At 73.7% G+C, this 24,234-nt stretch carries 24 protein-coding genes; 11 read left to right on the top strand and 13 right to left on the bottom strand.

Annotation, left to right across the window (positions count from 1 at the left end; translation table 11 throughout):
- The first annotated feature begins 34 nt into the window (after positions 1–34).
- The 7 genes from KM427_RS15465 (at position 35) to KM427_RS15495 (ending at position 6,918) form a co-directional block, all read left to right on the top strand.
- Positions 35–778 (top strand): sirohydrochlorin chelatase, encoded by a 744-nt coding sequence (locus KM427_RS15465; protein ID WP_215524437.1) that lies wholly within the window; start codon positions 35–37, stop codon positions 776–778.
- Positions 779–929: 151 nt separating this feature from the next.
- A complete protein-coding gene (locus KM427_RS15470; protein ID WP_215524438.1) occupies positions 930–1,553 on the top strand; it encodes a M15 family metallopeptidase in 624 nt (207 codons plus the stop codon).
- Positions 1,550–2,710, top strand: coding sequence for an alanine racemase (gene alr / locus KM427_RS15475; RefSeq protein WP_215524439.1), 1,161 nt, complete (start codon positions 1,550–1,552; stop codon positions 2,708–2,710). The genes KM427_RS15470 and alr overlap by 4 nt, the downstream gene beginning before the upstream one ends.
- Complete coding sequence (locus KM427_RS15480) at positions 2,707–3,645, top strand: D-alanine--D-alanine ligase family protein (RefSeq protein ID WP_183594192.1); 939 nt, start codon at positions 2,707–2,709, stop codon at positions 3,643–3,645. The genes alr and KM427_RS15480 overlap by 4 nt, the downstream gene beginning before the upstream one ends.
- A gap of 87 nt (positions 3,646–3,732) precedes the next feature.
- Positions 3,733–4,995 carry a sensor histidine kinase gene (locus tag KM427_RS15485; protein WP_215524440.1) on the top strand — a complete coding sequence of 421 codons (1,263 nt, stop codon included), beginning with the start codon at positions 3,733–3,735 and terminating at the stop codon, positions 4,993–4,995.
- The gene (locus tag KM427_RS15490) at positions 4,992–5,669 is read left to right on the top strand and encodes a response regulator (RefSeq protein ID WP_215524441.1); all 678 of its coding nucleotides are present in this window, start codon (positions 4,992–4,994) and stop codon (positions 5,667–5,669) included. Before KM427_RS15485 ends, KM427_RS15490 begins: the two co-directional genes overlap by 4 nt.
- A gap of 61 nt (positions 5,670–5,730) precedes the next feature.
- Positions 5,731–6,918: a fatty acid desaturase family protein gene (locus tag KM427_RS15495; protein ID WP_215524442.1), complete on the top strand. Its 1,188-nt coding sequence runs from the start codon at positions 5,731–5,733 to the stop codon at positions 6,916–6,918.
- Here KM427_RS15495 and KM427_RS15500 read toward each other — a convergent pair.
- From KM427_RS15500 to KM427_RS15540, 9 genes are all read right to left on the bottom strand, one after another.
- Positions 6,911–7,291, bottom strand: a complete 381-nt coding sequence (locus KM427_RS15500; RefSeq protein WP_183594188.1) for a DUF3037 domain-containing protein — start codon at positions 7,289–7,291, stop codon at positions 6,911–6,913. The genes KM427_RS15495 and KM427_RS15500 overlap by 8 nt on opposite strands.
- A complete protein-coding gene (locus tag KM427_RS15505; protein WP_215524443.1) occupies positions 7,288–8,055 on the bottom strand; it encodes a HipA family kinase in 768 nt (255 codons plus the stop codon). Before KM427_RS15505 ends, KM427_RS15500 begins: the two co-directional genes overlap by 4 nt.
- Positions 8,056–8,106: 51 nt before the next feature.
- Positions 8,107–8,829, bottom strand: a complete 723-nt coding sequence (locus KM427_RS15510; protein WP_215524444.1) for a GNAT family N-acetyltransferase — start codon at positions 8,827–8,829, stop codon at positions 8,107–8,109.
- Positions 8,830–9,053: 224 nt separating this feature from the next.
- Positions 9,054–9,719: a regulatory protein RecX gene (locus KM427_RS15515; RefSeq protein ID WP_183594185.1), complete on the bottom strand. Its 666-nt coding sequence runs from the start codon at positions 9,717–9,719 to the stop codon at positions 9,054–9,056.
- 185 nt (positions 9,720–9,904) lie between these two features.
- On the bottom strand, positions 9,905–10,954 hold the full coding sequence (recA, locus tag KM427_RS15520) for a recombinase RecA (protein WP_183594184.1): 1,050 nt from the start codon (positions 10,952–10,954) through the stop codon (positions 9,905–9,907).
- A 372-nt stretch (positions 10,955–11,326) separates the two neighbouring features.
- Complete coding sequence (locus KM427_RS15525; RefSeq protein ID WP_183594183.1) at positions 11,327–12,133, bottom strand: S-methyl-5'-thioadenosine phosphorylase; 807 nt, start codon at positions 12,131–12,133, stop codon at positions 11,327–11,329.
- 4 nt (positions 12,134–12,137) lie between these two features.
- Positions 12,138–13,397, bottom strand: a complete 1,260-nt coding sequence (locus tag KM427_RS15530; protein ID WP_183594182.1) for an MFS transporter — start codon at positions 13,395–13,397, stop codon at positions 12,138–12,140.
- On the bottom strand, positions 13,394–13,588 hold the full coding sequence (locus tag KM427_RS15535) for a DUF3046 domain-containing protein (RefSeq protein ID WP_183594181.1): 195 nt from the start codon (positions 13,586–13,588) through the stop codon (positions 13,394–13,396). Before KM427_RS15535 ends, KM427_RS15530 begins: the two co-directional genes overlap by 4 nt.
- Positions 13,585–14,730, bottom strand: a complete 1,146-nt coding sequence (locus KM427_RS15540) for a class I SAM-dependent DNA methyltransferase (protein WP_215524445.1) — start codon at positions 14,728–14,730, stop codon at positions 13,585–13,587. Before KM427_RS15540 ends, KM427_RS15535 begins: the two co-directional genes overlap by 4 nt.
- Before the next feature lie 70 nt (positions 14,731–14,800).
- Between KM427_RS15540 and KM427_RS15545 the strand changes: the two genes are divergently transcribed.
- On the top strand, positions 14,801–15,319 hold the full coding sequence (locus tag KM427_RS15545; RefSeq protein ID WP_215524446.1) for a GNAT family N-acetyltransferase: 519 nt from the start codon (positions 14,801–14,803) through the stop codon (positions 15,317–15,319).
- Here the strand turns inward: KM427_RS15545 and KM427_RS15550 are convergent.
- The 4 genes from KM427_RS15550 to KM427_RS15565 are packed head-to-tail and all read right to left on the bottom strand — an operon-like array spanning position 15,291 to position 18,221.
- A complete protein-coding gene (locus KM427_RS15550) occupies positions 15,291–15,662 on the bottom strand; it encodes a hypothetical protein (protein ID WP_183594178.1) in 372 nt (123 codons plus the stop codon). The genes KM427_RS15545 and KM427_RS15550 overlap by 29 nt on opposite strands.
- Positions 15,659–16,471, bottom strand: a complete 813-nt coding sequence (locus KM427_RS15555) for an ABC transporter permease (RefSeq protein WP_183594177.1) — start codon at positions 16,469–16,471, stop codon at positions 15,659–15,661. Before KM427_RS15555 ends, KM427_RS15550 begins: the two co-directional genes overlap by 4 nt.
- Complete coding sequence (locus KM427_RS15560; RefSeq protein WP_215524447.1) at positions 16,471–17,283, bottom strand: ABC transporter permease; 813 nt, start codon at positions 17,281–17,283, stop codon at positions 16,471–16,473. The genes KM427_RS15555 and KM427_RS15560 overlap by 1 nt, the downstream gene beginning before the upstream one ends.
- The gene (locus KM427_RS15565) at positions 17,283–18,221 is read right to left on the bottom strand and encodes an ABC transporter ATP-binding protein (protein ID WP_425490197.1); all 939 of its coding nucleotides are present in this window, start codon (positions 18,219–18,221) and stop codon (positions 17,283–17,285) included. The genes KM427_RS15560 and KM427_RS15565 overlap by 1 nt, the downstream gene beginning before the upstream one ends.
- A gap of 198 nt (positions 18,222–18,419) precedes the next feature.
- On the opposite strand from KM427_RS15565, the gene KM427_RS15570 reads away from it, so the two are divergent.
- From KM427_RS15570 to KM427_RS15580, 3 genes are all read left to right on the top strand, one after another.
- A complete protein-coding gene (locus KM427_RS15570) occupies positions 18,420–18,800 on the top strand; it encodes a RidA family protein (protein WP_215524448.1) in 381 nt (126 codons plus the stop codon).
- Positions 18,801–18,905: 105 nt separating this feature from the next.
- Positions 18,906–23,477 carry an ATP-dependent helicase gene (locus KM427_RS15575; RefSeq protein ID WP_215524449.1) on the top strand — a complete coding sequence of 1,524 codons (4,572 nt, stop codon included), beginning with the start codon at positions 18,906–18,908 and terminating at the stop codon, positions 23,475–23,477.
- Positions 23,470–24,228, top strand: a complete 759-nt coding sequence (locus KM427_RS15580; RefSeq protein ID WP_215524450.1) for a DNA-formamidopyrimidine glycosylase family protein — start codon at positions 23,470–23,472, stop codon at positions 24,226–24,228. The genes KM427_RS15575 and KM427_RS15580 overlap by 8 nt, the downstream gene beginning before the upstream one ends.
- The last annotated feature ends 6 nt before the right edge of the window (positions 24,229–24,234 follow it).

Genomic DNA, 24,234 nt, shown 5'->3' on the forward strand with positions numbered 1-24,234 from the left:
CTGCATCATCACGCACAGACAAGGAGGCAGTGCGATGACTGCTCCTGCTCTGGTGGCCCTGGCTCACGGAAGCCGTGACCCGCGGTCCGCCGCCACGATCAAGGCACTCGTCGACGAGGTCAAGGCGATGCGCCCGGACCTCAAGGTGGAGCCGGCGTTCCTCGAGCTCTCCCGACCGTCCTTCCAGATGGTCGTGGACCGCCTGGTGAAGGCCGGTCACGAGGAGATCGTGGTGGTGCCGCTGCTGCTCACCCAGGCCTACCACGCCAAGGTCGACGTGCCCGGTGCGATCGCCGAGGCCAGCGCCCGGCACGAGGGCGTGAAGTTCCACGCCACCTCGATCCTCGGCCTCGAGGCGCAGTTCCTCGAGGTGCTCGACGTCCGGATGCGCGAGGCGCTCAAGGCGTCGCGGGTGCGCGAGCTCGACGCGCTGGTGCTCGCCGCGGCCGGCTCCAGCGACCCGCTCGCCAACCAGGCGGTCGCCCGCCTGGCGCGGGTCTGGGGCACGCGGCACAAGCTGCCGGTGACCGCGGCGTTCGCCTCGGCCGCCCCGCCGGCCGCCGGCGAGGCCGTGCGCGCCTTCCGCGCCGAGGGACGCCGCCACGTCGCCGTGGCCTCGCTGTTCCTCGCGCCCGGCTTCCTGCCGGACCGGGCCGCCGAGCTCGCCCTCGAGGCCGGCGCGGTCGCCGTGTCCGAGCCGCTGGGCGCCCACCCGGAGCTGGCCCGCACCATCCTGGCCCGGTACGCCGTCGGCGCGGTCGAGCTCGTCCCGGTCTGACCCCACCTCCGCGAGTCGGCGCCAGATTTCAGCCGAGTTGGCGCCAGATTCCGCCTGCCGGGCGAATCTGGCGCCAACTCGGCACTTGGAGACAGTCGACCGGCACCTGAGGTGGAGGCGGCGGCACTCCCGGATTCCTAGCGTTGCCGGCATGACGATCCTGCTGTCGGACCCGCGGGTCCGGGCCGTGCCCGGGGTCGAGTGCGGCGAGCCGCTGGTCCTGCTGCCGCGCGACCTCTCCCCGGCCGGGGCGCTGGTGCGCGCCGGGCTGGCGCAGCGGCTGGTGGCCGCCGACCGGCTGCTGCCGGCCGGGCTGCGGCTGCGGGTCGTGGAGGGCTTCCGCCCGGTCGAGCAGCAGCGCGAGATCATCGCGTCGTACGCCGCGGAGCTCTGCGAGCTGCACCCGGGGATCGGTGCCGGGGAGCTCGAGCGGCTGACCAGCCGGTTCGTCTCCCCCGTCGACGTGGCGCCGCACGTGGCCGGCGCCGCGGTCGACCTGACCCTCGTCGACGTGTGCGGCGAGGAGCTCGACCTCGGGACGCCGATCGACGCGACGCCCGAGGCGAGTGACGGTCGGTGCTGGTTCGCCGCGGACGGGATCGGCGCGGACGCCCGCGCCCACCGGGATCTGCTGGCGCAGGTGCTCGGCGATCAGGGGCTGGTGAACTACCCGACCGAGTGGTGGCACTGGAGCTTCGGCGACCGCTACTGGGCGCTGGCGACGGGGGCCCAGCACTCCTGCTACGGCCCGCTCGCCGCGGCGGTGGCGGCATGACCGCCGCGGAGAGCCGCGTCGCCGTGCTGCCCCGGATCGCCCCACGGTCGCGCCCCCGACTGACGATCGACCTCGCCGCCGTCGCCCGCAACACCCGACTGCTGGCCGACCGCGCCACCGGCGAGCTGATGGCGGTCGTCAAGGCCGACGGCTTCGGCCACGGAGCCCTCGACGTGGCGCGCACCGCGCTCGCCCACGGCGCCACCCGCCTCGGCGTGACCAGCCTCGAGGAGGCCTGGCCGCTGCGCGACGCGGGCCTCGCCGCCCCGATCCTCAGCTGGCTCAACCCCGTGGACGCCGACTGGGCGGCGGCAGCCGCGTGGGACGTCGACGTGGCCGTGCCCGGCCTGCAGCACCTGGCCGCCGTGGCGGAGGCACCCGGCCGGCACCGGGTCCACCTGCACGTCGACGCCGGCATGGCCCGCGACGGCGCGGACCCGGCGATCTGGACCCAGCTCTGCCGCGCGGCCCGCCGGGCCGAGCAGCGCGGCGAGGTCGAGGTCGTCGGCGTCATGGGGCACCTCGGCTGCGCCGACGACCCGGGCGACGACTGCAACGCCCGGGGCCGGACCCGGTTCGCGTGGGCGATCGAGATCGCGCGCGCCGCCGGCCTGCGCCCGCGGGAGCGCCACCTCGCCGCGACGGCCGCCACCCTGACCGACCCGCGGGCCCACCACACGATGTGCCGCGTCGGCGCCGGCCTGGTCGGCATCGACCCGTCGCACACCGCCGACCTGTGCCCGCCGATGACGCTCACGGCGCCGGTGACGCAGGTGCGGCGGGTGCGCGGCGGCACCCCGGTCGGGTACGGCCACGCCCACCGCACGGCGACCGCGACGTACCTCGGGCTGGTGCCGCTCGGGTACGCCGACGGCCTGCCCCGGACCGCCTCCGGGCGCGCGGAGGTCCTGGTCCGCGGGGTGCGCCGACCCGTCGTCGGCCGGATCTCGATGGACCAGCTCGTCGTCGACCTCCGCGGCCGGGCCGTCGACCTCGGCGAGACCGTGACGGTCTTCGGCCCCGGCGACCACGGCGAGCCGACCGTGGCCGAGTGGGCCCGCTGGTCCGGCACCATCGAGCACGAGATCGTGACCGGCATCGGCGCCCGGGTCGAGCGGCGCACCCTCGCGGTGCCGCACCTGCGGAGCCTCGCATGAGGACGCGGGTCGCCGTCATCGGCGGCGGGCAGAACTGCGAGCACGACGTCTCCCTCGCCTCCGCGGCCTCGGTCGCGGCGGCGCTCGACCCCGCGACGTACGACGTGGTGCCGCTCACCATCGGCCGCGACGGCACCTGGCGCGACCGCGGCCTGCGGCCGATCGGGCTCAGCGGCGCGGCCCACGTGCTGCGCGGCTGCGACGTGGTGTTCCCGGTCGTGCACGGCCCGCGCGGCGAGGACGGCGCGCTCGCGGCGCTGTGCGAGCTCGCCGGCCTCCCGTACGTCGGCTCGGGCGTCCGCGCCGGCGCGCTTGCCATGGACAAGTGGGCGACCAAGCTCGTCGCCGCGGCGGTCGGCATCGCGACCGCGCCCGGCACGCTGGTCACGGCCGCGACGGCCGCGCACCTGCGCTGGACCCATCCGGTCGTCGTGAAGCCGGTCGCCGCGGGGTCGAGCCAAGGCGTCGGCCTCGCCGCCGCGCCCGAACAGCTGCGACCGGCGCTCGAGGCCGCTCTCGCCCTCGACGACCGGGTGCTGGTCGAGGACGTCGTCACCGGCCGCGAGATCGATGTCGCGGTGCTGCGCTGTGCCGACGGCACCCTCGTCGCCGCGCCGGCGCTCGAGATCGTCACCGACGGGCTCTTCGACTACGACGCGAAGTACGGCGGCCACGCCGACTTCCGGGTCCCCGCCCGGCTCGACGAGGTCGACGCCAAGGCGCTCGAGGACGCCGCACTCACGGCGTACGACGCCCTGGCGTGCTCCGGCGTGGCCCGCGTCGACTTCTTCCTGACCGAGGACGGGCCGGTGCTCAACGAGGTGAACACCGTGCCGGGGATGACCGAGCACTCCCAGGTGCCACGGATGTTCGCGGCCGCCGGTCTCTCCTACCCCGAGCTGCTCGACGAGCTGGTCCGCGGCGCCCACCGGTGAGCGGCGTCCCGACCGACGCAGCGCCCTGGCCAGCGACCTGGCAGGGTGGACCATCGTGACCGGTCCCTCGTGCGCCGTGGCCGCGCCATGACCGCCTGGCGCCCGTGGCTGCCCGACCTCGGCGCGGGCCTGCTCGTGCTCCTCCTCGGGGTGCTCGAGGTCTTCAACATCGACCCGTACTACTACGTCGGCGACCCGCGCCCCGCCCTCCTGCTGGTCGTGGTCGGCATCGCGATCGCGGTGTCGCTCTCCCGGCACCTGCCGGCGGCCGCCCTCGCCGTGGTGTGGGTGGTCTGCGCGATGCAGGTCGTCACCGGCACCCAGCTGCTGATGATCGAGCTGGCGATCGCCGCGGTCGCCTTCGGCACCGCCCGCTGGGGCAGCGCCGGCACCGTCTGGCTCAGCGCCATGTCGATCCCGCTGGCCGCCGTGATCACGGTCTACTGGATCGATTCGGGGGTCTTCTACGCCGCACTCGACACGGCGGGCTTCCAGGCCCTCGTCGACCAGACCTCGCGCTTCGGCGACCGCTGGCAGGTCACCGCCGCGGTCGCCGGGATGGCGGTGCTCGGCGTGCCGTGGCTGGCCGGACTGGCGCTGCGGTTCTCGGCGCGGGCGCAGCAGTCGCGGGCCTCCCAGGTGGTCGCCGAGGCCGAGCGCGACCAGGCCGAGGAGATCGCGCAGCTGCGAGAGGAGCAGGCCCGGCTGGCCCGCGACGTGCACGACGTCGTCGGACACTCGCTGGCGGTGATCCTCGCCCAGGCCGAGTCGGCGCAGTACCTCGAGGACGCCGACACCCAGCGGCTGAAGCAGACCATGGAGAACATCGCGACCTCCGCGCGCAGCTCGCTGGAGAACGTCCGGCAGGTGCTCGCCTCGACCGCGGCGAACACCTCCGGCGTCCCCGCACCGCGCGCCCGGCACGCCGACCTGGACAGCCTCGTCGACGGCGTGCGCGCGAGCGGCCACGAGGTGGTCACCACCGAGGTCGGTACCCCGCACCCGATGCCGCCGGAGCTCGAGGTGGTGGCCTTCCGGGTGCTCCAGGAGATGCTGACCAATGCCATCAAGCACGGCCGGCGCGACCGGCCGGTGCTGGTCGAGCGACACTGGGAGGGCGACCTGCGCATCGAGGTGCAGAACACGATCGACACCACCACCGACGAGACCCGGCCGCTCGCCGTCCCCGCCGAGCCTCCCGACGCCGGCGACCCGACGGTCTCCGGGGGCCAGGGCATCGACGGCATGCGCCGCCGGCTCGAGGCGGTGGGCGGCCGGCTCGACGTACGCCGGCGCACCGATCCGCCGACCTTCACCGCGACGGCGTGGGTGCCGGTGAGGTCGCGATGAGCACGCCGGTCGAGTCCATCCGGGTGCTGCTCGTCGACGACCAGGAGCTCTTCCGCGAGGGCGTCCGGGTCATCGTCGACGCGCAGGAGGGCATGGAGGTGGTCGGCGCCGCCGCCGACGGCATCGAGGCCGTCCAGCTGGTCGACGAGCTCTCGCCCGACGTCGTGCTGATGGACATCCGGATGCCCGAGATGGACGGCGTCGAGGCAACCCGCCAGATCTTCCTGCCCGACCGCGCCGCGCGCCGGGAGCGGCCGGTCCGGGTCGTGGTGCTCACGACGTTCAACCTCGACGACCGGGCCGCCGCCGCGATCCGGTACGGCGCCAGCGGCTTCCTGCTCAAGGGCACCACGCCGGTCATGCTGCGCGACGCGATCCGCACCGTGCACGCGGGCAACGCGGTGCTCGCGCCCACCGACCTGTCGACGCTGCTCGACAGCCAGTTCCGGGCGCCAACGGCGCCGCCCGCGGCGTACCTCTCGCTGACCGAGAAGGAGCGCGAGGTGTTCGCGGCGGTCGCCGCGGGCCTGTCGAACGGCGAGATCGCCGGCCGGGTCTTCCTCAGCGAGTCGACCGTCAAGACCCACGTCGGCGCGATCCTGCGCAAGCTCGGGCTGCGCGACCGGGTGCAGATCGTGGTCTTCGCCCACGAGCACGGCCTGGCCGCGCGCTGACCTCCGTGACCGACATCGACGCCGAATCAGTACCCGCCCGCCCGGCGCGGTACCTTGAAACATGACCGCGTTGCTCGAGCGTCCCGCGACCACCCCCGGCGGGCTCACCTCGAAGGAGGTCGACCTCCTCGGCGCGGAGCTCGATCGGATCCGCCAGGACGTCCTCGACTCCCGTGGCGCCTCGGACGCCGCCTACATCCGCCGGCTGGTCCGGGTGCAGCGGATCCTCGAGCTCGGCAGCCGGGCGCTGCTGCTCGGCAGCCGCAACCGGCTCGCCTGGGTCGCCGGCACGGCCGGGCTGAGCGTCGCGAAGGTGCTCGACAACATGGAGATCGGGCACAACGTGCTGCACGGTCAGTGGGACTGGATGCGCGATCCGAAGATCCACTCGAGCACCTGGGAGTGGGACCACACCTCCCCGGCCGCCCAGTGGAAGCGCGCCCACAACGAGACCCACCACACGTACACGAACATCCTCGGCAAGGACAACGACCTCGGCTACGGCATCATGCGCGTCGACGAGGCCCAGGAGTGGAAGCCCCGCTACCTGGTGCAGCCGGCGTGGAACTTCGTGACCGCGTGCATCTTCGAGTACGGCATCACGATGTTCGATCTCGACCTCGGCGACCATCTGCGCGACAAGCGGCAGATGAGCACGGAGAAGAAGGCCGAGGTCAAGGTCGCCCTGGCGAAGGTGCGCCGGCAACTGGCCAAGGACTTCGTCGTCTACCCCGCCCTCTCCGGGCGGGCCTGGCGCTCGACGCTGGCCGCGAACGCGACCGCCAACCTGGCGCGCAACCTCTGGAGCCACTCGGTGATCATGTGCGGCCACTTCCCCGAGGGGGTCGCGACCTTCGAGCAGGCCGAGCTCGACGAGCGGGAGAGCCGCGGGCACTGGTACCTGCGCCAGATGCTCGGCTCGGCGAACATCTCCGGGTCCCGGCTGCTGCACCTGATGACCGGCAACCTCTCCCACCAGATCGAGCACCACATCTTCCCCGACCTGCCGAGCAACCGGTACATCGAGGTGGCGCCGCGCGTGCGCGAGGTGTTCGCCCGGTTCGACCTGCCCTACAACTCCCGACCGCTGGTGCGTCAGGTCGCGAGCGCCTGGCACAAGGTCGTGCGCCTGTCGCTGCCCAACGGCTGGCTGGCCGAGACCAACCGACGCAACCTGCTGCCCCAGCTGCGGCGGCTGGCCGTCGCCGCCCGGCCCGCGCGGCCGGCGCTCGCTCCGGTCGTCAGCTGACCAGCTGCTCCAGCAGGTGCTCGAGCTGGCGCTCGGGATCGGTGGTGACCCCACCGTGCACCGGCCCGGGCTGGATCACGGTGCTGCGGGGCGCCTTCACGAACCCGAACCGCTGGCTCAACGGCCGCTCCGCCGCGGCTCCCCCGCGCTGGTCGCCCGCGCACACGCCCTCGATGAACTCCAGCGCCTCGCAGACCTGGTCGAGGTCCAACCGCGGGTCGAGCGCCCGCAGCCGGTCGCGGTCGACGTGCCACGCCGCCCGCAGGAAGTCGGTCGCGTGGCAGTAGAGCACGACACCGACGTTCACGAACTCCTCGCGGTCGACGCGGGGCACGCAGCGCAGCACGACGTACTGGTAGGCGAGCTTGCTCATCGGCGCGCCACCACCGGCAGCCACTGGCGGGTGCCGAGCCGTGCGGTCAGGAACGCCGCGTAGGCCGCGCGCAGCGCGTCGGGTGAGTCCGCGCCGGGCACCGGCTCGAGCCACTCGTCGGGGACCTCGGCCAGCACCTCGGCGAAGACCTCCGCGGTGAGCAGGTCGCCGAGCTCGGCGTCGACGGCCGGCAGGTCGGGCGCGTGCGCGAGCAGCACGTGGTCGTCGGGGCTCCAGCGCTGCTCGGCGAACCGGCCCGGGTCGGTCACCCCGCCCGCCCAGGCGTGGTGGAAGTACAGGCAGGCGCCATGGTCGATCACCCACAGGTCGCCGTGCCAGACGAGCAGGTTGGGGTTGCGCCACGAGCGGTCGACGTTCGCGGTGAAGGCGTCGAGCCAGAGGATCTTCGTGCCGACGCCGTCCCCGGCGGGCACCTCGGCGTCGTAGCCGAACGCCCCGGGCAGGAAGTCGATCCCGAGGTTGAGCCCGGCACTGGCGTTGAGCAGGTCCTGCACCTCCTCGTCCGCCTCGTAGCGGGCGATCTCCGGGTCCAGCTCGAGCGCGACCAGCCGCGGCGTGCGCAGCCCGATGCGCCGCGCCAGCTCGCCCACGATCACCTCGGCGACCAGCACGCGCAGGCCCTGGCCGGCGCCGCGGAACTTGCAGACGTAGGTGCCGAGGTCGTCGCCCTCGACGATGCCGGGCAGGCTGCCGCCCTCGCGCAGCGGAGTGACGTAGCGGGTCACGGCGACGGTCGGGATCACGACCCAAACCCTAGATGAGACGGCGTGCTCCGGGGTCGCGCCACCGGCGGGTCAGCCGAGCACCCGGCGTACGTCGAGCGTGCAGCCGACGACCGTGTCGACGCTGCCGTCCTCCTGGGGCTCGTCGAACCACAGGCCCGCCTCGAAGCCCGCCTTCGCGAGCATCCGCAGCGAGGCGCCGTTGCGGTGGTCGGGCGCGGCGAAGTACGTCGTCGCCTCGGGGAACCGGCTCCGGGCGCGCCGCATCCACGCCCACAGCACCCGCACGCCGAGGCCGCGCCCGCTCCACTCCTCGGCCAGTGCGTAGTCGACGCCGATCGCGTCCGGATCCGGCCCGAGCACGGCGTAGTCGGGGTAGTCGCCGACCCGGTAGTCCTGCACGAAGCCCACCGACCGGCCGTTGACCTCCGCCACCCACATCCGGGTGGCGCTCCGGCCGTCGATCCGGGGCCCGTAGCGCGCCTCGATCAGGGCCGCCGTCGGCTCACCCTCCGAGGCCCACCAGCGGGCCACGTGGTCGGACTGCCGCCAGCGCAGCAGGTCGCCCAGGTCACCGCGGGTCATCGCGCGCACCGCGACCCGCTCGTCGTGGTCGACCACGAACTCCTTGACCTGCCCGGACAGGTCGCCCGGCACCGGCTCGGCGTGCATGCTGGCGCAGGTACGCCGCGCGGCCGCGGCCCAGGACTCGTCCGGCCGCACCACCCCGCTCAGGTCGCGGCCCCGGTCGTGGACGACCACGCGGACCGGTGCGTCGGCGATGGGGTGGCTCATCGCGGCATTGTGCCGGGTGGCATGGGGATCGGGGAACAGCCTCGCGCCGATCGGCCGGCACTAGCGTCGTGCGTCAGAAGTTCTGGTGCGCTTCGCGCACCCATGGCACGCACTCTGCGGCGTTGCCGTCGCTTGCGAGACGAGCGGGTATGGCTGCGCTCCGGCGCCTTGCAGCGCACGCACCGTGAGCACGCCAACCGTGCCACAACTTCCAACGCACGACACTAGGCGTGCTGGTCCGCCGACTCGCGGCCGGCGGCCGCCAGCTCGTCGCGCACCACGGCGAACGACATCCCGGAGCCGTAGCCCTTGCGGGCGAGCATGCCGACCAGGCGCCGGGTGGCGGTGGCGTCGTCGACGCGCTGCAGCGACCGCAGCTTCTTGCGCACCAGGGCCCGGGCGGTCTCCTCCTCGTCGGTCGGGTCGATCTCGTCGAGCGCCTCTCGGGCGGTCTCGTCGTCGACGCCCTTGCGGCGCAGCTCCTGGGCGAGCGCCCGCCGGGCCAGGCCCTTGCCACCCGCCCCCGCGGGGCCACGGCTGGCGATCCAGGACCGGGCGAACGCGTCGTCGTCGACCAGGCCGACCTCCTCGAACCGGTCGAGCAGGCGGCCGGCGATCTCGTCCGGCACGTGCTTCTTGGCCAGCTTGTCGGCGAGCTCCTGGCGGCTGCGCGCCTGGCCGGTGAGCTGGTCGAGCAGGATCTTGCGGGCCACCGCCTCCGGGTCGGCGTCCGGTGGTTCCTGAGGAGGTTGCGCAGCAACCGTCTCGAAGGGGCCCTGCGCCGTGGTGTCCTCGGGGGGCGGGGCGGCTGCGCGCTTGGTCCAGGCGTCCACCCCGGTCGAGACGTCCCCGAGCCACTCCGGCGGCGGCCGGTCCTCGTCGAGAGTCATGGGCTTGCTCTCCTGGGTCGCTGGGTTTCGAGGCTCGGGCCTGGCGGCCCTCCCACCTCAACCACCGACATGACGGTGGTTGAGGTGTGAGCTTGCGAGCCTCGAAACCCTTGGGTTGAGGTGCGAGCTTGCGAGCCTCGAAACCCTTGGGTTGAGGTGCGAGCTTGCGAGCCTCGAAACCATCACTAGAAGGAGTCGACGCCGATCGGCTCGTCGGAGAGCGGTGCCTCCTGGTCGACCTGCGGGCCCACGCCGAGCTTCTCCAGGATCTTCTTCTCCAGCTCGTTGGCGAGGTCGGGGTTGTCGCGCAGGAAGTTGCGCGCGTTCTCCTTGCCCTGGCCGAGCTGATCGCCCTCGTAGGTGTACCAAGCGCCGGCCTTGCGGACCAGGCCGGCCTCGACACCGACGTCGATCAGGCCACCCTCGCGGCTGATGCCCTTGCCGTACATGATGTCGAACTCGGCCTGCTTGAACGGCGGGGCCACCTTGTTCTTCACGACCTTGACGCGGGTGCGGTTGCCGACCATGTCGGTGCCGTCCTTGAGTGTCTCGATGCGGCGCACGTCGAGCCGGACCGAGGAGTAGAACTTCAGCGCCCGGCCACCGGTCGTGGTCTCGGGCGAGCCGAACATCACGCCGATCTTCTCGCGCAGCTGGTTGATGAAGATCGCGGTGGTGCCGGAGTTGTTGAGCGCACCGGTCATCTTCCGCAGCGCCTGGCTCATCAGGCGCGCCTGGAGGCCGACGTGGCTGTCACCCATCTCGCCCTCGATCTCGGCCCGGGGCACCAGCGCGGCCACCGAGTCGATGACGATCAGCGAGAGCGCGCCGGAGCGGACCAGCATGTCGGCGATCTCCAGCGCCTGCTCACCGGAGTCGGGCTGGGAGACCAGCAGCGCGTCGGTGTCGACGCCGAGGGCCTTCGCGTACTCCGGGTCGAGCGCGTGCTCGGCGTCGATGAAGGCCACGATGCCGCCGGCGGCCTGGGCGCTGGCCACCGCGTGCAGGGCGACCGTCGTCTTACCCGACGACTCCGGGCCGTAGATCTCGACCACGCGGCCGCGGGGCAGGCCACCCAGGCCCAGCGCCACGTCGAGCGCGATCGATCCGGTCGGGATGATCTCGAGCGGTGCCCGGCTCTCGTCGCCGAGCCGCATGACCGACCCCTTGCCGAACTGCCGCTCGATGTTGGCGAGCGCGGCGTCGAGGGCCTTCTCGCGGTCTCCACCAGCCATGGTCTTCTTCCTCGTCTCTCGTCGGGTTCCAGGCACATCGGCGACGCTAGAGCGAGCCACCGACAGTGCCTGATCAGCGCCGTCGAACCTGTGGAGAACCTCGTCCGCGTCGTGCCTGTGGACACAACCTAGCCCGAACATCTGTTCGATGTCGGCAGCGCGGTCCGGCGTGTTGCGGATTCGGGGCCGCGGCGCGGCGTCGCCCTGGTCGTCGTGCGGGTTTCGGCTGCTGGCAGCCGAAACCCGCGCGGCGCGCCGAGCTGATGCGGCGTGTCGTGCGGCTCTCGGCCGCCAGGTGGGAGCGGAGGTGCTGGTGTGACCCTTGAGGCCCCCGATCCGATGGGTGCACCGGCGGGGCCGCCCACCCGTGTGTCACCCGGGTCCGATGCCGCCCGGCACCTCGTAGGTCAGCTCGACGCCGTCGGCCCACGTCGAGCAGCCGCACCCGCGCGGGTCGGGCAGCCCCTCGATCGCGCGGGCGAGCAGGCCGCTGAGCCGCTCGAGGTTGGCCCGGAACAACGCGACGACCTCCTCCTGGTCCACGCCGTCCCCCACCTCCGCGCCGGCGTCCATGTCGGTCACCAGCGCGACCGGGGCGTAGCACATCCGCAGCTCACGGGCGAGGGCCGCCTCGGGCGCCCCGGTCATGTTGATCAGCGTCCACCCCTGGTCGGCGTAGTGGCGCGACTCCGCCCGGGTCGAGAAGCGCGGCCCCTCGATGACGACCATCGCTCCCCCGACCTTCAGCTCCGGATCGGCGGCGGCGAGCGCGCCGGAGACGCCCGGGCAGTAGGGGTCGGCGAACGGGAGGTGGACCGCCCCGCGCTCGACGTACGACGGGACCCGGCGGAACGTCCGGTCGACCAACTGGTCGGGGACGACCAGGTCGCCGGGCGCCACCGCGTCGCTCAGCCCGCCCACCGCGCACGGCGCGAGCACCTGGCGGACGCCGAGGGCGCGCAGCGCCCAGAGGTTGGCGCGGTACGGGATCGCGTGCGGCGGATGCTCGTGGTGCGGACCGTGCCGCGGCAGGAACGCCACCCGCCGGCCGGCCAGCGTGCCGACCGCGACCGGCGCCGAGGGCGCGCCGTACGGCGTCTCGACGGGGTGCTCCTCGTAGTCGTCGAGGAACGAGTAGAAGCCGGTGCCGCCGATCACCGCCACCTCCGCGAAGCTCATGGCCTCAGCCTGCCAGCCGCGTCGTGGCGCGCGCCCCGAACCCGCCGATCGCGACCAGCACGACCAGTCCGATCGAGCAGATCGCGAGCTCCGGGTAGCCCCACACGCCGACGATGACCCCGGCCAGCCCGCCGGCGCCCGCCGCGGTCAGCCCCATCACCAGGTCGGCGGCCCCCTGCACGTCGGTGCGGGCGTCGATCGGCGCGTGCTGGGCGATCAGGGTCGAGGCCGCGACGGTCGCGAACGACCAGCCCAGGCCGAGCAGGAACAGCCCCGTGAACATCTGCCACGACGAACCCTCCGGGGCGCTCGCACACAGCACCATCGCGGCCAGCAGCAGCACCGCGCCCTCGACCAGCACGGTCGGGCGCCCGGTGCGGTCGGCGAGCATGCCGACCAGGGGCGAGAAGGCGAACATGCCGAGCACGTGCAGGCTGATCACCAGACCGATCACGCGCAGCTCCGCGTGGCCGTGCTCCATGTGCAGCGGCGACATCACCATGACGCCGACCATCGCGGCGTGCGCGCACGCCATGCCGAGCACGGCGAACGCGAGCACCGGGCGCTCACGGGTGGCGGCCACCGCCCGCGACCACGCCGTACCAGCGGGGGCCTCGGGTGCCACGCCCGCCGCCTCGCGCGCGACCAGCAACGGGTCGGGACGCAGCAGCCCCCACACGACCAGCGCGGCCGCCAGCATGCCGATGCTGCCGAGCGCGAACGGCCCGGTCAGCTCGGGGATCCCCATCGTGTCGGCGAGCGCACCGGACGGGCCGGTCAGGTTGGGGCCGGCGACCGCCCCGATCGTGGTCGCCCAGACCACCGTCGAGAGCGCACGCCCCTTGTGGGCGTCCTCCGCGAGGTCGGTGGCGGCGTACCGGGCCCCGCTGTTGGCGGCGGTCGTCGCGCCGAGCAGGACCGCCCCGAGGAGCAGCACGACCATCGAGTCCAGGACGCCGGCCACCACCGCCAGGACGGCGCCGGCGGCACCGATCAGGTACCCCGCGGCCAGGCCGATCCGGCGGCCGCGGATCGCCATCACCCGGGCGAGGAGGTACGACGCCACCGCGGCGCCGAGCACCTGGAAGGTCTGGGCCAGGCCGGCCTGGCTCTCCGAGCCGGAGATGTCGCGCGCGAGCAGCGACGCCGTGGCAATGCCGATGGTGATGCCGATCGCGCCCACCGCCTGGGCGACGACGAGCGTGCGGATCGTGCGCCGCTGGATCGCCGCCAGGTCTGGCTCGACCCGGGCCGGGGCGCTCACTTCTGGGAGGCCGGCAGCTCGAGGGTCCGCCAGACCGCGGCCCAGACCTCCTTGGGCGGCACTCCCGCATCGAGCGCCTCGGCGGCGGTGCGGCCGCCGAGCTCGCCGATCACGAAGCTGCCCGCCCAGGACCGGGCGTACGCCGCACCCAGCGCGTCGTCCATCCGGGCCCAGAACTCGGTGTGCCTCATGCACGCACCGCCCGCACGTCGAGCCACGGCTCGCCGGTGCGCGCGCTGCGGCTCTGCCGCACCACCTCGACCCGCCAGCCGGCGGCCTCGAGCACCGCGCGCAGCTCCGCCTCGCGCCAGAAGACGAAGCGCCGCGGCGCCCCGACGTGGCCGTGGGTGGACCAGGCCTCGCCGTCGCCCTCCTTCAGGGTCAGTGCCAGCGGCCCGGCCGGGCGGGTGGCCGCGGCCAGCCGCTCCAGGAGCCGGGGCAGGTCGGCCCGGTCGACGTGGAGCAGACAGGCGTTCGCCCACACCCCGTCGTACGGCGCACCCGGGCGCTCGGGGTCGGCGAGGTCGTCGGTGAGCGGGTCGAGGCGGTCGGCGCTCTGCCCGGCGGCGCGCATCAGCTCGACGAAGCCCGCCGTGATGTCGGTGCGGCGCACGTCGAGGCCGGCGGCCTCGAGCGCGGCGGCGTCGCGGCCGGTGGCACTGCCGATCTCGAGCACCCGGCCGCGCGGCCCGACGGCGATCGCGAAGGCGACGATGTCGTCGGCGACCTCGGCGGGCAGGCTGATGGTGCCCTCGCCGTACGCCGCCGCGTGGGCGTCGTAGGCCGCGACCGTCGCGCGGACCACCGTGGCGCGCACGTCCCATGCGTGGTGGACGATGTCGTGCAGGTGGTAGAGCCCGATGCTCTCGACGCTGAACTCGCTGCCGTCGCCGCGCAGACCGCGGCGGCTCCACGCCCCCGGCGGGACCGACTCGTAGCGCTCGGCGACCCGCTCGGCGGCGTCCAGCAGCTCGGCCGACACGGTCGCCGGCCGCTGCTCGGCGTACCGCTGGGCGACCGCCGTCTCGTCCTGGTCCCAGTTGCGGAACCGGGGTGCGTCCTGCTCGAGCATCAGCGCGACGCGCTCGTCGAAGAGCAGGTGGACGTCGCGGACGTGGCAGGCGTACTCCAGCGGCGACCAGGTGGCCGGCTCGGGCCGTACCGCCACGTCGTCGCAGGTCAGCACGGCCTCCCAGCTGGTGGCGTTGTCGCGGATCACGGCCGGGATCCGGTCCACCGTGACGGTCGAGGCGTCGAAGGCGCACTCCGGGCAGGGCCGGTCGAGGACCCAGGTCCAGTCCTTGGTGTCGGGCACGATCCCGTCGACGTTCATGGCCTCATCCTCCCAGGCCGGCGGCGCCCCGCGCGCGGGAGATCCGGCCACCCTCCGCGAAGATGGCGCCATGACGACGGTCCGCTCCGCCACCGCAGGCGACCTGCCGGCGATCGCCGCGATCTACGACGAGGAGGTGCGCCACGGCATCTCGACCTTCGCGACCGAGCCGCCCGGCGTCGGCTACTGGCGCGAGCGCCTGGAGTCGGCCCGTCCCGGTGACCACGTGCTGGTGGCCGAGCGCGCCGGCGCGGTGGTCGGCTATGCGTACTCGGGCGACTACCGCCCGCGGGCGGCGTACCGACACACCCGCGAGACCTCCGTCTACCTCGCGGCGCCGGCTCGGGGCGAGGGCGTCGGCCGGGCGCTGTACGACGAGCTCCTCGGGCGGCTGCGTGCCGACGGCGTGCGGCTGGCGGTCGCGGTCATCGCGCTGCCCAACCCGGGCAGCCGGGGCCTGCACCGGGCCTGCGGCTTCGAGCGGGTCGGCGTGCTGCACGACGTCGGCCGGAAGTTCGACCGGTGGATCGACACCGAGCTGTGGGAGCTGCGGCTCGCGGTCAGCCCGGATTCGAGCCGAGGTCGGTGAGGAACGCGTCGACGTCGTCGATGCTGAGCAGGAGCTCGCGGACCCGGATCGGGACGCCGAGGATCCGGCCCGGGGTGGCCGGGTCGATCCGCACCCGGACGAGCGGGCCGCCGGTGGTGTTGACCAGCCAGCGGCCGCGCCAGCCGTGGGCGCCGATGCTGAGGCGCCGCCACGGCACGGAGGCGACCTCCTGGATCGCCGCGCGCGGGACCGCGACGCGGAAGGACCAGCCCAGCGAGACCAGGAGCGCCGAGTCGGTCACCTCGACGCGGGGCCGGCTGAAGGTGACCGCGAGCAGCACCCCGACGAGGGGGTGGGGCCGCGGCATCGCGTGGCGGGTCATGTGAGCAGCAGCTTGTCGAGGCGGCGGCGTACGACGAGCAGGCCGAGCACGCCCATCGCGACCAGGTAGAGGACCGAGACCAGGGAGCCCCACGAGAAGGCGCCGGTCGTGAGCTCACGGCACAGCACGACGCCACGATAGAGGGGCGTGACCTCGACGACCCACCGGACCGCCGTGGGGTAGGCCTCGACGGGGAAGAACGTGGCCGAGAAGAGGAACATCGGCATCGTCGCGAGCGTCACCCACTCGAAGTCCTGCCACGAGCGCATCCAGGTGGTCAGCGCCATGCACACGCCACCGAACGCGAGCCCGATCAGCAGCGACGCGGGCACGACGAGCACCGCCCACCACGAGGAGACCAGGTCCATCGCGACCATCACCACGAGGAAGCCGGCGGAGTAGAGCCCGCCCCGCAGCAGCGACCAGCTCAGCTCGCCGCGGGCGATGTCCATCGTGGTCAGCGGGGTGGCCAGCATCTGGTCGAAGAGCTTGTTGTACTTCAGCTTGAAGAAGAAGTTGAAGGTGCTGTCGAGCAGGGCGCCGTTCATGGCGGAGGCGGCCAGCATGCCGGGCGCGACGAACTCGGCGTACGGGATGTCCTGGCCGTTGAACTCGAAGCCGCTGATCAGCTGCCCGACGCCGACGCCGATCGAGAACAGGTAGAAGACCGGCTCGAGGAAGCCGGTGAGGAAGATGTACCAGGCCCGGCGGTAGGCCAGGTAGTTGCGGTAGACGAGCAGGCCGGTGGCCTCCGCGGGCCCGACCGGGTGGGCCGCGGCGCGGGCGACGGCGGTCGTGGTGATGGCCATCAGGACATCAGCCTCCGGTCCAGGCGGCGCACGGCCCAGAGCCAGCCGAGCAGCGCGAGCACGACGAGGTAGACGACGTGCACCAGCGCGGCGGACCCGTCGACGGTGTCGAGGGTGAGCATCCGGGTCAGGTCGACGCCGTGCCACAGCGGCGTGGCGCGGGCGAGCACCTGCATCCAGCCGTCGAGGTTCTCGATCGGGAAGAACGCACCGGAGAACAGGAAGAGCGGGATCATCCCGAGCCGGAAGACCAGGGCGAACGCGCTCTCGTCCTTCAGCCCGGCGGAGAAGGCGAAGATCGGGGTGGCGAAGGCGAGCCCGACCAGGAACTGCACCAGGAACGCCAGCACCGCGCCCCAGACCGTCTCGAAGACCCCGAACGGCGCCATCACCAGCACGAAGACCCCGCACGCGAGCCCGACCCGGAACATCACGAAGCCCAGGTGGCCGAGGATCACCGACCGCACGCTCAGCGGCGAGGCGGTCATGCCGAAGTAGACCCGCTGCCACTTGATCATGCCCATCACCGGATAGGTGGTCTCGCCGAACGTCGTCTGCATCGCCTGGCCGGCCAGCAGACCCGGGGCGATGAAGGCGAGGTACGACGTCGCGCCCTCGAGCTGGCCGGGGTCGCCGGCGATGTAGTCGCCGAGCAGCACGCCCATCGCCAGGACGTAGAAGAGCGGGTTGACGAACGACGAGATCGCCGAGCCCTTCCAGGTGCGGCGGTAGACGATCAGCCAGTAGTCGAGCAGCCGGCCGGCGCCGGCGAGGTCGTTGGCGGGCGCGGTGCTGGGGCTGGGAGCGGCCATCAGTCGACCAGCGTCCGGCCGGTGAGGCGGAGGAAGACGTCCTCCAGCGTGGAGCGGCGTACCAGCGTCGCGACCGGCTCGAGGCCGCGCTCGTGCACCTTGGCCACGGTCTCCTCGCCGTCCGCGGTGTAGAGCAGCAGCCGGTCGGGCAGCACCTCGACCCGGTCGGCGAGGTCCTCGACCTTGCCCGCGGCCGACTCGTTCTCCCCCACCGCGAACCGGAGCTCGGCGACCTCGCGGGTGGAGTGCTCGGCGATCAGGCCGAGCGGCGATCCCTCGGCGACGATCACGCCCTTGTCCATCACGACCAGGCGCGAGCAGAGCTGCTCGACCTCGTCCATGTAGTGGCTCGTCAGGACCAGCGTCACGCCCTGCTGGCGGAGCCGGAACAGCCGGTCCCAGACGACGTGGCGGGCCTGCGGGTCGAGCCCGGTCGTCGGCTCGTCGAGCAGCAGCACCTCGGGCCGGTTGATCAGGCTGCGCGCGATCGTCAGCCGGCGCTTCATGCCGCCCGAGAGATCCTCGACCATCGCTCCGGCCTTCTCGGTCAGCTGCACGAACTCCAGCAGCTCGTCGACGCGCTCGCGCACCTCCTTGCGCGGGAGCCCGAAGTAGCGGCCGTAGATGTAGAGGTTCTCGCGGACCGTGATCTCGGTGTCGAGGGTGTCCTCCTGCGGGCACACCCCGATGCGCGCCCGGATCTGCGGGCCGTCAGTGGCAGGGTCCATCCCGAGGATGCGCAGCGTGCCGCCGCTCACCGGGGACACCGCCGCCACCATGCGCATCGTGCTCGACTTGCCGGCGCCGTTGGGGCCGAGGAAGCCGAACGCCTCGCCGCGGCGTACGTCGACGTCGATGCCACGCACCGCCTCGAAGCTCCCGAAGGACTTGCGCAGGCCGGCGGCGTGGATCATGGAGTCGGCGTCGACGGTGCTCACGTATCAAGACCCTAGAACCCGGCGCCGACATCCGCCTCTGGTGCCGGATCGGTGGGGTCGTGGCCACCGCGGCGCCGGGGGCTTCATCAAGGGATGAGGATCGGCCTGCGCTCGCCCCGGCAAGCTCAACCGGGGAGGCGCAGCTTCACCCTCATCCCCTGGGGAAGACGACACCCCTGGGCGTCCTAGAGTCGCCACGTGGAACGACAGCACGCGAGGTCAGGGTCGCCCTTCGAGGCCAGCATCGGCTTCAGCCGGGCCGTGCGCGTCGGCGACACGGTCGCCGTCAGCGGCACCGCGCCGGTCTGGCCCGACGGAAGCGTCGACCCGGACCCCGCGACCCAGGCCCGTCGCTGCTGGGAGATCATGCTCGCCGCGCTGACCGAGCTCGGCGGCGACGTGACCGACGTCGTCCGCACCCGGCAGTACGTCGTGGACGCGGCGTACGCCGACGCGATCGGCGCCGTCCACGGCGAGGTCTTCGGCGACGTCCGGCCCGCGAGCACGATGGTCGTCGTCGCCGGCCTGCTCGACCCGCGCTGGAAGGTCGAGATGGAGCTCGACGCGGTCGTCGGCTGACCCACCGACCGGCAGGTGTCGCCGCGCCGGCCCCACTCGGTCGCATCGGGAGTTCCGACCAGAAGTCCCGACTCGACTGTCGGTGGGGTGCGCGAGGATGGGGAGGTGACCGACCCGCTCCAGAGGTTCAGCGAGCCCACCCGCGCCTGGTTCGGTGCGGCGTTCGCCGAGCCGACGCCCGCGCAGGCGGGTGCGTGGGAGGCGATCGGCGCGGGTCGACATGCGCTGGTGGTGGCGCCGACCGGGTCGGGCAAGACGCTCAGCGCCTTCCTGTGGGGCCTCGACCGGCTGCTCACCGCCGAGCCGCCCGAGGACAAGCAGCACCGCTGCCGGGTCCTCTACATCTCGCCGCTCAAGGCGCTCGGCGTCGACGTCGAGCGCAACCTCCGGGCGCCGCTGGCCGGCATCCGCCACACCGCCGACCGGCTCGGCATCCCGATGCCGGAGGTGACCGTCGGCGTCCGCTCCGGCGATACGCCCGCCGCCGACCGTCGCAAGCTGGCCACCAGCCCGCCCGACATCCTGATCACCACCCCCGAGTCGCTGTTCCTGATGCTGACCAGCCAGGCGCGCGAGTCGCTGCGGGGCGTCGAGACCGTCATCCTCGACGAGGTCCACGCCGTCGCCGGCACCAAGCGCGGTGCCCACCTCGCGGTCAGCCTCGAGCGGCTCGACGCGCTCCTCGACCGGCCCGCCCAGCGCATCGGCCTTTCGGCGACCGTGCGACCGCTCGACGAGGTCGCCCGCTTCCTCGGCGGCTCCACCCCCGTGGAGATCGTCGCGCCGCCGAGCGAGAAGCGGTGGGACCTGCGCGTCGTCGTCCCCGTCGAGGACATGACGGCCCCCGACGACTACGCCGAGGACAGCGACGACCCGCAGCGCTCCCCGAGCCTGTGGCCGCACGTCGAGGAGCGCGTCGTCGACCTCGTCGAGCAACACCGCTCCACCATCGTGTTCGCCAACTCCCGCCGGCTGGCCGAGCGGCTGACCGCGCGGCTCAACGAGATCGCGACCGATCGGGCCGGCGGGGACCTCGAGCAGGACGGTGGTTTCGAGACAGGCGCTAGCGCGCCTTCCTCAACCACCGTGCCGGCGCAGGTGATGGCGCAGTCCGGGCAGAGCCACGGTGCCGACCAGATCATCGCGAAGGCGCACCACGGGTCGGTCTCGAAGGAGCAGCGGGCCCTGATCGAGGACGACCTCAAGCGCGGCCGGCTCCCCTGCGTGGTGGCCACGAGCAGCCTCGAGCTCGGCATCGACATGGGCGCGGTCGACCTGGTCGTCCAGATCGAGAGCCCGCCGAGCGTCGCGAGCGCACTGCAGCGCGTCGGCCGGGCCGGCCACCAGGTCGGCGAGGTCTCCCGCGGCGTGCTCTTCCCCAAGCACCGCGGCGACCTCGCCCAGACCGCGGTCGCGGTCGACCGGATGCGCACCGGCGCGATCGAGTCGCTGCGGGTGCCCGCCAATCCGCTCGACGTGCTGGCCCAACAGATTGTGGCCATGACCGCGCTCGACGCCTGGACCGCCGATGACCTCTACGAGCTGGTCCGCCGCACCGCGCCGTTCGCCCAGCTCCCCCGCAGCGCCTACGACGCCACTCTCGACCTGCTCAGCGGCCGCTACCCCTCCGACGAGTTCGCCGAGCTGCGCCCGCGCATCGTCTGGGACCGAGTCACGGGCGTGCTCACCGGACGCCCCGGCTCCCAGCGGCTCGCCGTCACCAGCGGCGGCACCATCCCCGACCGCGGCCTGTTCGGCGTCTACCTCGTGGGCGAGGGCACCGGCAGGCGGGTCGGCGAGCTCGACGAGGAGATGGTCTACGAGTCCCGCGTCGGCGACATCTTCGCCCTCGGCGCGACCAGCTGGCGCATCGAGGACATCACCCACGACCGGGTGCTGGTCACCCCCGCGCCCGGCATCCCCGGCCGGCTGCCGTTCTGGAAGGGCGACACCCTCGGCCGGCCCGCCGAGCTCGGCCGGGCCATCGGCGCCTTCACCCGCGAGCTCGCCGCCCTGCCCCGCGAGCGTGCCGAGGAGCGCGCCCGGGCCGACGGACTCGACGAGTACGCCGCCGGCAACCTGGTCGGCTACCTCCACGAGCAGCTGGAGGCCACCAACCTGCTGCCGAGCGACCAGTCCCTCGTCGTCGAGCGGTTCCGCGACGAGCTCGGCGACTGGCGGCTGGTCGTGCACTCGCCGTACGGCGTGCCCGTGCACGCGCCATGGGCGCTGGCGATCAACGCCCGCCTGCGGGAGCGGTACGGCGTCGACGGCCAGGCGGTCGCCTCCGACGACGGCATCGTGATCCGGGTGCCCGACACCGACGCCGAGCCCCCGGCCGGCGACGTCGTCGTGTTCGAGCCCGACGAGATCGAGGCCCTGGTCACCCAGGAGGTCGGCGGCTCGGCGCTCTTCGCGTCGCGCTTCCGCGAGTGCGCGGCCCGCGCGCTGCTGCTCCCCCGCCGCGATCCCGGCCGCCGCTCACCGCTGTGGCAGCAGCGGCAGCGCTCGGCCGCGCTGCTCGAGGTGGCCGCGCAGTACCCGTCCTTCCCGATCGTGCTCGAGGCCGTCCGTGAGTGCCTCCAGGACGTCTACGACCTGCCCTCGCTCACGGCACTGATGCGCGGCATCGACCGGCGCGAGATCCGGGTGGCCGACGTGGCGACCCACCAGCCGTCGCCCTTCGCCCGCACCCTACTCTTCGGGTACGTCGCCCAGTTCATGTACGAGGGTGACTCCCCCATCGCCGAGCGGCGCGCCGCCGCGCTCGCGCTCGACCAGGGGCTGCTCGCCGAGCTCCTCGGCCGGGCCGAGCTGCGCGAGCTGCTCGACCCGGAGGTGCTCGCCGAGGTCGAGGCCGAGCTCCAGCGCACCGCCACCGACCGGCACGCCCGCGGCGCCGAAGGGGTCGCCGACCTGCTCCGGCTGCTCGGACCGCTGTCGACCGACGAGGTCGCCGAGCGCTCCACGCCCGGAGCCGACGTCGCGGCCTGGCTGACCGCGCTCGCCGACAGTCGCCGCGTCGTCGAGGTCCGGATGGCCGGCGTCGAGCGCTGGGCCGCGGTCGAGGACGTCGGCCGGCTCCGCGACGGACTCGGCGTCCCCGTCCCGCCCGGCACCCCCGACGCCTTCGCCGAACCGGTCGACGACCCTCTCGCGGACCTGGTCGCCCGCTTCGCCCGCACGCACGGCCCCTTCACCGTCGACGACGTGGCGACCCGGCTCGGGCTCGGCGCCGCCGTCGTCCGCCACACCCTGCAGCGACTGGCGGCCCAGGGCCGCGTGCTCGACGGCGAGTTCCGGCCCGCCGGCTCGGGCACCGAGTGGTGCGACGCCGAGGTGCTGCGCCGGCTCCGGCGCCGCTCCCTGGCCCGGTTGCGCCAGGAGATCGAGCCGGTCGAGCCCGACACGCTGGGCCGGTTCCTGCCGGCCTGGCAGCACGTGGTCACGTCCCGTGGCGGCCTGCGCGGCGTCGACGGGGTGCTGTCCGCGGTCGACCAGCTCGCCGGCTGCGCGATCCCGGCCTCCGCGCTCGAGCCGCTGGTGCTGGCGGGCCGCGTGCGCGACTACGAGCCGGCGTACCTCGACGAGCTCACCGCCTCCGGCGAGGTCGTCTGGGCCGGGCACGCGCCGCTGCCCGGCGCCGACGGCTGGGTCTCGCTGCACACCGCCGACCAGGCTCCCCTGACGCTGCCCGAGCCCGCCCCCTTCGACCACAGTGAGCTCCACCAGGCCGTGCTCGACGCGCTCGCACCGGGTGGCGCGTGGTTCTTCCGCCAGCTCGCCGAGTCGGTCGGGTCCAGCGACGACGCAGCGCTCTCGGCCGCGCTGTGGGACCTGGTCTGGGCGGGCCGGATCAGCAACGACACGCTGACCCCGCTGCGGGCGCTGACCCGCGGCGGCACGCCGGCCCACCGGACCCGCCGCCCACCGCCCCGGATCCGGATGTCCAGCACCACCGGCGGCCGGGCCCGGATGCCCGCGCGCACCGGGCCGCCCGAGACCGCCGGCCGGTGGGCGCTGCTGCCGCCGATCGACACCGATCCGACCCGACGCGCGCACGCGGTCGCGGAGCGGCTCCTCGACCGCCACGGCGTGGTCACCCGCGGCGCCGTGGCCAGCGAACGGCTCCCGGGAGGGTTCGCCGCGGTCTACAAGGTGCTCTCGGCCTTCGAGGAGTCCGGGCGCTGTCGACGCGGCTACTTCGTGGCCGGCCTCGGGGCCGCCCAGTTCGGCACGGCCGGATCGGTCGACCGGCTGCGCACGTTCTCCGAGGTCGACGTCGACACCAAACCCACGGCGGTCGCCCTGGCCGCCACCGATCCGGCCAACCCGTACGGCGCCGCGCTCCCCTGGCCCGAGGCGGCCGGCAGCGGCCATCGGCCCGGCCGCAAGGCCGGCGCGATCGTGGTGCTCGTCGACGGGCGGCTCACGCTGTACGTCGAGCGCGGTGGTCGCACCCTCCTCACCTGGTCCGACGACCCCGACCGGCTCGGCCCGGCCGCTGCAGCACTCGCCGAGGCCGCCCGGCAGGGGTCGCTGGGCCGGATGACCGTCGAGAAGGCCGACGGGGAGCAGCTCCTCGGCGCCGGGGCGACGCCGCTGCGCGACGCGCTCCAGGCGGCCGGGTTCGTCGCCACCCCGCGCGGGCTCCGGCTCAGGGGCGCCGGTGCCTGAGGGCGACGCCGTGCGCCGTACCGCCCGCCGGCTCGCGCAGGCGCTCGACGGCCGGGTGCTGACCCGCAGCGACCTCCGCGTCCCGCGGCACGCCACCGCCGACCTCGCGGGCGGCACGGTCGTCGAGACCGTGTCGCGGGGCAAGCACCTGCTGACCCGGATCGACGGCGACGACGGACCCGTGACCCTCCACACCCACCTCAAGATGGAGGGGTCGTGGCGGGTCTTCGAGCCCGGCAAGCGCTGGAACCCCCGGTCCCACGAGATCCGCGTGGTGCTCGAGACCGACGGACCGGTGGCGGTCGGCTACCTGCTCGGGATCGTCGAGCTCGTGCCCCGCGAGTGGGAGCCGGAGGTCGTCGGACATCTCGGGCCCGATCTGCTGGGACCGGACTGGGACGAGGACGAGGCGCTGCGGCGGCTCCGGACGCACCCGGAGCGACCGGTGTTCGAGGCCCTGCGCGACCAGACCCTGCTCGCGGGCATCGGCACGATCTACGCCGCCGAGGTCCTCTTCGTCATGGGCGTCCCGCCGGTCGCCCCGGTCGGCGAGGTGCCCGACCTGCCGCGAATGGTGCGCCGGGCCCGGCAGATGCTCGACCAGGAGTGGTCCCGGTCCAACCGGATGTGGGTCTACCGGCAGCGGCTGTGCCGCCGCTGCGGCGGCCGCGTGGCGACGACGGCCTTCGGGCGGGCCGGTGCGGAGCGGACGGCGTACTGGTGCCCCAGCTGCCAGCCCACGCGCTCGTGAGGGCGG

This window comes from Nocardioides sp. LMS-CY (assembly GCF_018732145.1).
In the GTDB taxonomy this organism is placed as follows: Bacteria; Actinomycetota; Actinomycetes; order Propionibacteriales; family Nocardioidaceae; genus Nocardioides; species Nocardioides soli.